At 44.1% G+C, this 11,359-nt stretch carries 7 protein-coding genes, 2 tRNA genes and 1 rRNA gene; 2 read left to right on the top strand and 8 right to left on the bottom strand.

The features are described 5' to 3' along the window. The 7 genes from IEW88_RS10660 to udk all read right to left on the bottom strand — a co-directional run. Positions 1 to 113 (bottom strand): 16S ribosomal RNA (locus IEW88_RS10660); the annotation flags it as partial. Positions 114 to 709: 596 nt separating this feature from the next. Further along, positions 710 to 2,227, bottom strand: coding sequence for a methyl-accepting chemotaxis protein (locus tag IEW88_RS10655; protein ID WP_185148590.1), 1,518 nt, complete (start codon positions 2,225 to 2,227; stop codon positions 710 to 712). A gap of 289 nt (positions 2,228 to 2,516) precedes the next feature. Then, positions 2,517 to 2,601: transfer RNA gene (locus IEW88_RS10650), tRNA-Leu, on the bottom strand. Positions 2,602 to 2,630: 29 nt separating this feature from the next. After that, positions 2,631 to 2,715, bottom strand: a tRNA-Leu gene (locus IEW88_RS10645). 192 nt (positions 2,716 to 2,907) lie between these two features. Further along, on the bottom strand, positions 2,908 to 3,861 hold the full coding sequence (locus IEW88_RS10640; protein ID WP_147904165.1) for an isopenicillin N synthase family dioxygenase: 954 nt from the start codon (positions 3,859 to 3,861) through the stop codon (positions 2,908 to 2,910). 13 nt (positions 3,862 to 3,874) lie between these two features. After that, on the bottom strand, positions 3,875 to 5,089 hold the full coding sequence (locus tag IEW88_RS10635; protein WP_053425249.1) for a NupC/NupG family nucleoside CNT transporter: 1,215 nt from the start codon (positions 5,087 to 5,089) through the stop codon (positions 3,875 to 3,877). Between the two features lie 304 nt (positions 5,090 to 5,393). Further along, on the bottom strand, positions 5,394 to 6,026 hold the full coding sequence (gene udk, locus IEW88_RS10630) for a uridine kinase (protein WP_053425248.1): 633 nt from the start codon (positions 6,024 to 6,026) through the stop codon (positions 5,394 to 5,396). 260 nt (positions 6,027 to 6,286) lie between these two features. On the opposite strand from udk, the gene IEW88_RS10625 reads away from it, so the two are divergent. Together IEW88_RS10625 and IEW88_RS10620 are read left to right on the top strand one after the other, a co-directional pair. Then, entirely contained in the window at positions 6,287 to 9,478 is a 3,192-nt protein-coding gene (locus IEW88_RS10625) for a TonB-dependent receptor (protein ID WP_147904164.1), read from the top strand. A gap of 220 nt (positions 9,479 to 9,698) precedes the next feature. Next, a complete protein-coding gene (locus tag IEW88_RS10620) occupies positions 9,699 to 10,823 on the top strand; it encodes an endonuclease/exonuclease/phosphatase family protein (RefSeq protein ID WP_147904163.1) in 1,125 nt (374 codons plus the stop codon). A gap of 59 nt (positions 10,824 to 10,882) precedes the next feature. On the opposite strand, the gene gpt is transcribed toward IEW88_RS10620, so the two are convergent. Next, positions 10,883 to 11,356 carry a xanthine phosphoribosyltransferase gene (gene gpt, locus IEW88_RS10615; protein WP_053425246.1) on the bottom strand — a complete coding sequence of 158 codons (474 nt, stop codon included), beginning with the start codon at positions 11,354 to 11,356 and terminating at the stop codon, positions 10,883 to 10,885. Positions 11,357 to 11,359 lie beyond the last annotated feature (3 nt).

Raw genomic sequence — 11,359 nt, 5'->3', positions numbered from 1 at the left:
CTTCCTACGCATTACTCACCCGTCCGCCGCTAGGTCCGAAAACCCCGCTCGACTTGCATGTGTTAGGCCTGCCGCCAGCGTTCAATCTGAGCCATGATCAAACTCTTCAATTAAAGTTTAATTGCTGCCGAAACAGCTGCTCAGTATCACTGACTTAAAACGTCTGCTCTTTCGAACAGATTTCTGTATAAGTCACTTCACTGATAAATATTCTTTGTGCGATTGCTCGCTGCAGAATCTAAACCGTGAGTGCCCACACAGATGATTGATTGCTTATTGTTAAAGAGCAGTGCTGAACCGGTTAAGACCTTGTTCAGCGGGAGGCGTATCTTACACTTCCCAGAATTTGTGTCAAGCCAGAGAATTTAATTTATTTATCAAACTCACCTACTCAACTTGCTTCGCTTCACTTTTGAGCCTTTCGACTCGGTCGCGCTTCGAGGCGGCCATTTTAGTGATTTTCAACTCCGTGTCAAGCGATGTTTTGCATCATTTTTCACTTCATTTCAAAACCACCCCAGAGCTGCTTTCGCACTACCCCGTTGGCATGGCGCGCATTATAGGGAGTTTTAAATCCTGCACAACCCCTAAAATGACAATTTGATGATATCCGTGATCGTTCGCTCAGAAAAAAAGCAAAACGGGCAAAAAAGACACTTTTTTGCCCGTTTTATTAAAATAAATGACGATTATTATAGAAAAGCTGCTATTACACCTTAAATTGCTTCACCAGATCTTTTAAATCCTGGCTTAGTTGAGTTAAACGCTGAGTAGATTGATCGCTACCTTTAATAGCGCCGGCAGTCTGATGCACCAACTGACTAATAGTATGTACGTTCTGATCCACTTCGCCAGCCACTGCACTTTGCTGTTCAGCTGCGGTAGCGATGTGCGCATTCATATCGGAAATTTGTGCTATCGAGTTGGCTATGTCCGTCAACGCTTGCTGAACCTGAGCCGCCAGATTGATATTCAGTTCTGCTGCAGTTTTACTTTCCTGTACAGCAGCTGTCATTTGCTGAGTACCTTGTTGCAGCTCAGCAATAATGCCGGAGATTTCCTGAGTCGATTTTTGTGTTTGATGCGCCAGAGTACGAACTTCATCTGCAACCACTGAAAAGCCCCGGCCATGTTCGCCAGCTCGGGCTGCCTCTATAGCTGCATTCAGTGCAAGTAAGTTAGTTTGATCAGCCAGCTTATTAATGATGTTCAGTACATGACTGATATTTTGTGACGAGCTATATAAAGAAGATGCAACTACCGAGCTTTGCTCTATGGTTTGGCTTTGAGTATGAATACTCTGTACTGAAGCTTTCATTAACTTCATACCCTGCTGAACCAAAGTTTCAACCTGGCCTGTTTCATGATTAGCTTGTTCAGCACTTTGTGCCACTTCAGCTATAGCAGAACTCATCTGTGTAATAGCAGTAGCAACCATATCGGTTTCTTGTTGTTGCTGCACACTCTCTTTTGAAATTTGCTGAGAAATACGAGCTACATCCAAGGCACTTTCGCTGACCTCAACAGAAGTAACACCGACAGAAGTAATCAACTGGCGGATTTTGCCAACAAAAAGATTAAATGCTGTCGCCAGTGCGGCTAATTCATCTTTACCGTCATAACTAAGTTTAACAGTGAGATCACCATCGCCAGAGGCGATATCCTGCATAGCAGCTACAACATCGGTCATAGGTTTTACAACAGATCGTGTGACATACCAACTTAATGCCAGCATCAAACCCACAACAAAAAGGACCAGAACAGCAAGTTGAATAGCGACTTCATAAAAAGAGGCTTCGACATCATCAATATAGATACCAGTCCCGACTATCCAGCCCCAGGGCTTAAATAACTCAACATGACTGACTTTGGGTACTTCTTCAGTGGTACCAGGTTTAGGCCAATTATAGAACACCGAATGGGAACCATCATCGACTACACCATCAGCCATATTCTGAAATAAAGGTTCGCCTTGTTTATCTTTAAAGTCGGCAACATCTTTACCATCCAGATCAGGCCTAAACGGATGCATTAACATAGTGACTTGCTGATCAATAACGAAGTAATAGTCATTTTCTTTGTAGCGAATAGATTTTAGTTCAGCTAACGCCAGTTGTTTAGCTTTGGCTTCGTCCAACTCGCCTGAAGCTACTTTGCTGTGATAGTTATTCACTACAGCCACCGCAACCTGAGACAGATACAGAGTAGAAAGGCGTTTTTCCTCCAATATACTTTGCTTGAGGCCACTAAGGACTAGCCAGCACACTAGAATTTGTCCAAGAACAGCAACTCCAACTATAGTAAAAAGCCGTGTTTTGATACTTAAATCTTTTAACATGCCCCACCCTGTACAAACCGTATCTATTTGTTTTGTAGAGAGTAGAGCCGTAGATGGCAAATAGCAAGCAGCACAAAAACCAAGCAGTTTTGTTTGGTAATAAATTAAAGAAGGAAGGTAATTTATCTTTTAGAGTAAACAGGAAAATAAACGAAAGGGTACTCTGTATAAAGAGAGTTGGTGCCGGGGGGGGGACTCGAACCCCCACGCCGTGAAGCGCTAACACCTGAAGCTAGTGTGTCTACCAATTCCACCACCGCGGCAACTCAATTTGTCTCTGTCAACGATGTTTTGGTGCCGGGGGGGGGACTCGAACCCCCACGCCGTGAAGCGCTAACACCTGAAGCTAGTGTGTCTACCAATTCCACCACCGCGGCGCAAAGCGTCGTCGACGGCGTGCATGTTATGCGTCAAGTCGCTAGTCGTCAACTGTCTGATGCAAATTTTCAATGGTTTTCACAAGCACTGCTGAAATATTCAACAAAGTGTTGGCTTTTGCGTCAGGCGGCCTATTAAAAAGCAAAAGGCGAACCTGTGTTCGCCTTTACATCAGACTAAAGCTCGAGTGATCAGTACTTGGCTTTTTTGATTAAACCAATTTCTTCCAAACGTTGCATCAGGTAATCGTTGGAATTGATCGGTTCAGGATAACGGTTAGGCCGCTCTGCACTGATACAGCTATCCAGAGTTTCTATTACATAATCCGGATTTGGATGCATAAAAAACGGAATAGAATAACGTGGCTGACCTGCAGCAGCTCCGGCCGGATTCACGACTCTGTGCGTAGTGGAAGGCAATACATGGTTGGTCAAACGCTGCAGCATATCGCCTATGTTGACCACTATAGTGCCCTCAATAGTAGTGACAGGTAACCAGCTACCATCACGGCGCAGAATTTCAAGACCCGACTCGTGTGAACCAACCAACAAAGTGATCAGGTTGATATCTTCATGTTGACCTGCACGAATCGACTGAGTCGAAGTATCCTGAATAGGTGGATAGTGAATTGGGCGTAAAATCGAATTGCCGTAATTCACTTTGTCGGCGAAATAGGTCTGATCCTGTTTTAAGAATAAAGCCAAAGCTTCCAGTACCGTATTACCTAACTGTTCCAGCGCAGAGTACAAACCGTAAGTTGCGTCCTTGAATTCCGCCACTTCAGACGGCCACAAGTTTGGATACAAACTTGGATGTGGCGCCGGGCCCGATAATTCACGGCCAACGTGGAAGAACTCTTTTAAATCCGGATGATTACTGTCTTTGGCTTTTTCAACACCAAATCCCGTATAACCACGTGCGCCGCCCTGGCCAGGCACATGATATTTTTGTTTTACTTCAGTCGGTAAAGCAAAAAACTGCTTAATTGCTTTGTAGGTATTGTCCACAACTTCATCCGGGATACCGTGGCCGCTAATGCCACAGAATCCAAACTCAGTGTAGGCTTTGCCAATTTCGGCAACAAAGTTGTCTTTGTCGGTGGCAAACCGTCTGATGTCCAACGTAGGGACTTGTTGTTGAGTCATAGTTGTAACCTATTTAACTTAACGAAAAGAAAAAGCCTGCTATTGCCGCACTCATCAGGTTAGCCAGAGTAGCAGCTAATAGAGCTTTTAAACCCAGCTCTGCAATATCTGACCGACGATTCGGAGCCATCACTCCTAAGCCACCTAACAGAATGGCAATCGATGAGAAGTTTGCAAAACCACATAACGCGATAGTGACGATAATTTGTGTGTGCTCACTCAGCTGTCCTGCTTTGACATACTGAATAAAGTCCAGATAAGCCACAAACTCGTTGATCACTAATTTCTGGCCGATAAAGCTGCCCGCCAAACGGGCTTCTTCCCACGACACACCTAAGATGAATGCCAGTGGTTGGAAAATATAGCCAAAGATCAGTTGCAGAGTTAAGCCTTCAAAACCTACTAAAGTACCCACCCAGCCGATTAAACCGTTCACTAACGCGATTAAACCGACAAAAGCCAACAACATAGCACCGACATTTAATGCCAATTGTAAACCGCTGGCTGCACCTGAAGCTGCAGCATCAATCACGTTGGTATTTTTCTCAACCACGCCAATATCAGCTAAATCATTTTTTGGTGTTTCAGTTTCTGGCAATAAAAGTTTTGCCATCAGTAGGCCGCCTGGAGCAGCCATAAAGCTGGCGGCGATCAGGTATTTCAGTTCAATTCCCATACCGGCATAACCTGCCAGCACAGAACCCGCTACTGAAGACAAGCCCCCTACCATCACCGCAAATAATTCTGAACGGGTCATAGTGGGAATAAAAGGACGAACGACCAATGGAGCTTCAGTCTGTCCTACGAAGATATTGGCCGCAGCACTCATAGATTCAGGGCGGCTGGTACCTAGCAGTTTTTGTAAACCACCACCTAATACTGTAATGATGATGCGCATTACGCCAATGTGGTACAGCACTGCTATTAAAGATGAGAAAAAGATGATCACCGTAAGCACATGAATGGCAAAGACAAAACCATACTTTTGTGCACCAGCATCACCAAATAAGAAGATGATACCAGCCTGGGCGTAAGAAATAATGTTGCCAACAAAGGCAGAAATGCTTAACAGCACGTCTTTACCAAAAGGCACATAAAGTACAAAGGCACCTATGGCCAATTGGATGGCAAATGCACCTCCAACGGTGCGCCACTTGATGCGGCTTCTGTTCGCAGAAGCTAAATACGCTGTTACTAAGATGGCAAGAATGCCAACCAAACTCATCATAGTTATTCCTTGGGTATAGGGTCTGGCCAGTGTAGGCGCAGATGTTTTTGTTCTTGTGATGCCAAATCCCAGAATAGCATCAAAAGATCAAGTAGTTACAGTTTCCGAGCGGGAGTGTTAACCACCGTTTCTGGCTTTAACACTTGTAGTTGCTGTTCAGGGGTTGTCTAAACTTGACGTTTTGCTGCGCGATTATAACAGCAGAGATGAAAAGCTTGCAAAGCAAATGTTGCATCAAGGATCAACCACGAAACAACAGCCAAAATGCAGCTCTGGCTGTTGTTTCAACTCAACCGTGATAAGTTTATTCCTGTAATAACTGGCGAATTTTGGTTTTAATGATGTCGATGGCTATTTCGTTTTTACCACCGCGGGTCACTACTAAATCGGCATATTGCTTGGATGGGTTAATGAATTCAAAAAATGCTGGTCGCACGTAGTTTTCGTATTGCTCAGTAATGGAACTTAAGCTGCGGCCTCTGTCTTCCATGTCCCGCTTAATACGGCGTAGTAAGCAAACATCCAAAGGTGTATCCATAAATACCGTGATATTGAATTGTTGGCGCAATTTATCGTCGGTCAGTAATAAAATTCCCTCCACCAGTACCACTTTGGCCGGGTGCACAGTAATAGTTTCCGCTTTACGGGTATGCGTTTTGTAACAATACTGCGGCATAGAGACAGCTTTGCCATCTTTTAACTGCTGTAAATGGGACGCCAGCAGCTCGTGTTCAAAAGCGGCAGGATGGTCGTAATTGGTCAGAGTACGCTGATCAAAAGACAAATGAGCCTGATCACGATAGTACGCGTCTTCAGCCAACACAGCGATACGCTCACCACCTAACTCCGCTACCAGTTCCTGGTAAACAGTGGATGCAAACAAACTTTTGCCAGAGGCCGAGGCGCCGGCAATAGCAATAATGGTACTTTTAGGCAATTTAAGTCATTCCACAGATAATCAACTACGGCAGATTATCTATGATTTGATGTCAAGGGCACAATTAAATCTCCGCACTAACCACAATTTTAAGTTTTGTTGTTCTTTCAGTTTGCCACTTATTTAGTCATGATTTTTTAATAATTAGGCAGTAAACTATGTGAAGACATGTTATCGAGTATCCGAGAGTCCGTAAAATGACTCTAATCAGCAGCATGTTAAATGTTAGTCAAAATAAAAAATCAACTCAGGAATGAACCATGGCAAATAAACTTAAACTAAGTCGCATTGCTTTTGCAGTAGCGGCAACCTTGGGGGTCATGTCGTCTGTACAGGCGCAGGAAACTTCTTCAAACATCACCGGAAGGATTCTGACTCCAGCAGGTGCTCCTGCTCAGGGAACGATGATCACAATTATTCACGAACCTTCAGGAACATCAAAAAGTGCAACTGTCGGACAAAATGGCTCATTTTCTGCTAAAGGCCTTCGTGTTGGTGGTCCTTATAAAGTAGTAGTCGACTCTCAGGAGTTTCAGGACACTACTGTTGAAAAAGTATTTTTGAGTTTAGGTGAAGCCTACAACATCAACCTTACATTACAAGCACAAAACGTTGAGACTATTACTGTAACAGGTTCACAACTAGCCTCAAGTGAGTTCGGTAATACCAGTCCAAGCTCTGTTTTTAATTTAGATGACATTGAAAGTGCTCCTTCTGCCGATCGTGACCTGAAAGATTTAGTACGTATTGACCCTCGTATCTCTATTTCAGAAGATAATGGCTCTGAATCTATTATTTGTGCCGGTGGTCATCCACGCTTTAGTAGCTTAACGGTAGATGGCGTTCGCATGAACGACAGTTTTGGCCTGAACAACAATGGCTACCCAACAACCCGTATGCCATTCTCTTTTGATGCAATAGATCAAGTAGCGGTAGAGTTGGCACCATTTGATGTACAGTATGGTGGTTTTACTGGTTGTAATATCAACGCAGTAACCAAGTCAGGCACAAACGAAACTCACGGTGGTTTCTTTTATGACTACACTAATGATTCCATGCGCGGTGATAAAGCTGGTGACGACAAGTTCGATTTAGGCAGTTACAGCGTCAAGCGCTACGGTGTCAACGTAGGTTTCCCATTGCTAGAAGACAAATTATTCGGTTTTGTCTCCTACGAAAAACTGGATGGCGCTCAAATTTTCAGTTACGAAGCCCTACAAAACGGTTCAGTAACAATGGAAGAAGTGAACCGGGCTATTCAGATCTCTCAAGACGTCTATGGTTATGATGCAGGTGGCTTACCAGCGTCGGCCCCTGTAGAAGATGAAAAATTATTAATGAAGTTAGACTGGAACATTAATGATTCTCACCGTGCCTCATTGGTTTACAACTACAATGACGGTTTTGAAATTGATCAGTCTGACGACTCAAATGAAAACTTGACTCTGTCAAATCATTTCTACAAAAAAGGTGCAGAACTGAACTCTACTGTAGTTTCAGTATATTCAGATTGGACTGAAAACTTCTCGACAGAAGTTCGTTTAGGTCATACAAAATTAGTCAGCGAACAACGCTCAACTGACGCCGCTAGCGGTTTTGGTGAAGTTCAGATCAGTTCACTGGCAAATGGCGGTACTATTTTCATTGGGCCGGATGACTCTCGCCAATCGAATGAGATGGATTGGACTAACGACACTCTTAAACTTGCCGGTACTTATTATCTAGATGACCACACCATTACTGGTGGTTATGAAACTGAAAATTTAGATATTTACAACCTGTTCATGCAACACACCATTGGTGAATACCGTTTTGGTGGTGACCGTACTCGTAATACTATTGGCGGTGCTAGTGGTTTAGATGACTACGAGTTGGGTATTGCCGACGACGTTTACTACAACAACTCAGCCGGTACGAATAACCCTATCGATGCCGCTGCAAACTTCTCTTATGCAACTCACGCTGTTTATGCACAGGACAAATGGACGTTAGATGATCTGACACTAATGTTTGGTGTTCGTTACGATTGGATCAGCAGCAGCGACCAGCCAAAATACAATGCATTATTCGAAGAACGTTATGGCATCACTAACCAAGCCACTTTTGACGGTAAAGACTTGTTCCAGCCTCGTTTTGGTTTCAACTGGGCCGTGAATGAGAGCTTAGAACTTCGTGGTGGTGTTGGCTTGTACTCAGGTGGTAACCCTAATGTCTGGTTGTCTAACAGCTACTCTAACGACGGTATCACTAACATTGATGCGTACAGAGCTGACATTAATATCCTGAACGCAGTCAAATCAGGTGATGGTCAGGCCATCTTCGATCCATTACAGGCGATGGTTGATCAGGTTACAACAAATAACCCTGCATTAGGTTCAGAGCCTTCAACAAATGCCGTAGATCCTAACTTTGAAATGCCTTCAGAGTGGAAATACAACATTGGCGCAACTTATGAAACTGAGAACGAATATATCTTCTCAGCTGATGTGCTTTACAGCCAAAAGCAAGACTCAGCAACTATTGTTGACCTAAGTAGCTTTGATACTGGTAATGACACTATTGATGGACGCCCAATCTATGCTAAACAGGTTCTTGGCGTAGTTGGAACTCGTAATGTCACTCGTAACTCCTTATACAGTGACTTATTGTTGACTAACGCTCCAGCTGACGGCAGTTCAACCACTATTTCTGTCGCAGCGAAAAAAGAGTATGACTTTGGTCTGGATGCTCAGATTGGTTATGCTTATAACAAATCTAAAGATTACAACCCAATGACAAGCTCTGTGGCGTTTTCAAACTTCACAAACATCTCTGTGTCAGATCAAAATGACCCAGGCGTTGGCACGTCAAACTACGAAGTACCTCATAACTTTACATTGAGTCTGCGTTACACTATGGAACTGGTAGGTGGTTATGATACTAGTTTCTCTCTGTTCGCAAACCGTAAAGCAGGTCGTAACTTCTCTTACACCTTTGATAACTTCCAGCCAGGTACTGACTTAGCTGACTACCGCTCATTAATGTATGTACCTACATTAGAGCAATACGGTAACGACGTAGTCTTTGCATCTGCAGCAGTCGAAGAAGCTTTCGATCAATTCATTGCTGACGCCGGCTTAGAAAAATACCGTGGTCAAATTGTGCCTCGTAACTCTGGTGAATCAAGCTGGTATACCCGTGTTGACTTTAAAGTGGATCAGGAATTACCTGGCTTCACCGAAGGTCACTCAGCGAATGCGTTTTTTGTAATCAAAAACTTAGGCAATATGTTGAACAGTGATTGGGGCGTTCAACGTCGTGGTCCTTTCAACTCAGCTGCAGTTGTTGATGCAACAATGAACGCTGACGGCAGCTATAGAATCAATAGTGTGTCACCACAAAACGCTGCAGAATCAGTCTTCCAGGTTGGTTCGCTGTGGGAAGTGGTTATGGGCGTGAAATATCGTTTCTAAGAAATAGCGTCGCAAAATTAGTTTGAATACTAACTTTTGAGAAGTTGACCTGAAAAACCGATGGTTCTTACCATCGGTTTTTTTTATGATGCAAACCAGATCGGTGGTTGTCTTTTCCTCTGAAAAACAAATATCCCGAAACATGGAGCAGAATGTGAAAATCACTTTACTAAAAAAACTATTACTGACTATCCCCTTCATCTTTCCTTATGGAGCACTAATGGCGTCAGACCAACTCACAATAGCCACATTTAACGTCAGTATGGAATCCGAAAACTATCTGCCCAAAGGTGTTGCTGGAAATCCACAGGTTCTGAGCACTCTGCTCGCAGCTGGAAATCATCCACAAATTAAAAATATCGCCGCTATTGTGCAACAAACTCAGCCCGATATTCTGCTGCTGAACGAGTTTGATTACATTGAAGACCCAGCAGCAGGAGTGCAGCTGTTTATCCGTAATTATTTAAATAAGGCGCAAAGCGCTGATGGCAAAACCATCGATTACCCCTACTTCTATTACAGCCCAGTCAACACAGGTCAACCCAGTGGTTTTGATTTAGACAATGATGGCCAACTGACCAATAAAGGTGCTGACGCTTGGGGTTTTGGTCAGTATCCGGGCCAGTACGGCATGATGCTGTTGTCGAAATATCCGATAAACACCAGCCAAGTCAGAACCTTTCAGCATTTTAAATGGAAAGATATGCCTGGCGCTTTGCAAACCAAAAAAGCCGATGGTTCCCCCTGGTACAGCTCTGAAGCCTGGCAGTTAATGCCACTGTCATCGAAAGCGCATTGGGATGTGCCTGTGCTGGTGAATAAGAAGTCTGTACATGTGCTGATCAGCCACCCTACTCCGCCTGTGTTTGACGGTGAAGAGGACAGAAACGGTAAACGTAACCACGATGAAGTAAGATTCTGGACCGATTATTTAACTCCGACAAAAGCCACTTATATTTATGATGACCGAGGCAAGAAAGGGGGCCTTGGTGAAGATAAAATCTTTGTGATCCTTGGCGACTTAAATTCCTCACCTGTTGAGGGGAATGCCTACAAAGAAGGTATTGGTAATTTATTAATGCACCCAAGAGTAGATAGCAGTTTTACGCCACAAAGTGCCGGCGCCAAAGCCCATAGCCCAGACAGCCCCTATGCATCTACTCATACCGCAGGTTGGCGGATGAGAGCCGATTATGTACTGCCGTCCAAGCAAGGTTTTAAAGTGTTATCCAGTGGAGTGTTCTGGCCAAAAAAAGGCGAGCCTTTTTATGAACTGGTGGCGGATCGTACTGCAAGCTCAGATCACCGTCTGGTCTGGGTAAAACTAAAACTGACGGCTCAATAGGCCGTCAACAAAAAACGGAGCCTATTAGCTCCGTTTTTTTATTCTTATTAGCAAGATGATTACTTCTGCTCAGCCAAAGGCGCGCTGTAAGCCAGCTCCATATCCCATGGCAATTGGATCCAAGTGTCTTGTTCTATATCAGTCACATAATGATCAACCAGCGGCTTACCCTGAGGTTTAGCATACACAGTGACAAAACAAGCGGTAGGAAAATGCTCCCGCAGTGCTTTGGCGGTCTCGCCCGTATCCACCAAATCATCCACTATCAATAAACGTGGGCTGTCCGCTAAAGCAGCGTCTTTCAACACTTTTAACTCACGTTGTTGATCATGGTCGTAACTGGAGACACAAATGCTGTCCACCACCCGGATATTCAGCTCTCGCGCCAGAATAGCTGCTGGCACTAAACCACCACGGCTGACTGCGACTATGCTGTCAAAATCGCGGTTTAACAGCCCTTTCGCTAACTCTTTGGTCGCTCTGTGAAAAGCTTCCCATGACACATAAAACATTTTATTGGTGGTCAGTGACATAAC

It is taken from the genome of Rheinheimera tangshanensis (assembly GCF_014645135.1).
In the GTDB taxonomy this organism is placed as follows: domain Bacteria; phylum Pseudomonadota; class Gammaproteobacteria; order Enterobacterales; family Alteromonadaceae; genus Pararheinheimera; species Pararheinheimera tangshanensis.
This window is presented reverse-complemented; position numbering and strand designations above follow the sequence as displayed.

Excerpts from the sequence above, each read along its gene's own strand:
- gpt (WP_053425246.1), bottom strand. The coding sequence starts at position 11,356 with ATGTCACTGACCACCAATAAAATGTTTTATGTGTCATGGGAAGCTTTT.
- IEW88_RS10635 (WP_053425249.1), bottom strand. The coding sequence starts at position 5,089 with ATGATGAGTTTGGTTGGCATTCTTGCCATCTTAGTAACAGCGTATTTA.
- IEW88_RS10640 (WP_147904165.1), bottom strand. The coding sequence starts at position 3,861 with ATGACTCAACAACAAGTCCCTACGTTGGACATCAGACGGTTTGCCACC.
- IEW88_RS10620 (WP_147904163.1), top strand. The coding sequence starts at position 9,699 with ATGGCGTCAGACCAACTCACAATAGCCACATTTAACGTCAGTATGGAA.
- IEW88_RS10625 (WP_147904164.1), top strand. The coding sequence starts at position 6,287 with ATGGCAAATAAACTTAAACTAAGTCGCATTGCTTTTGCAGTAGCGGCA.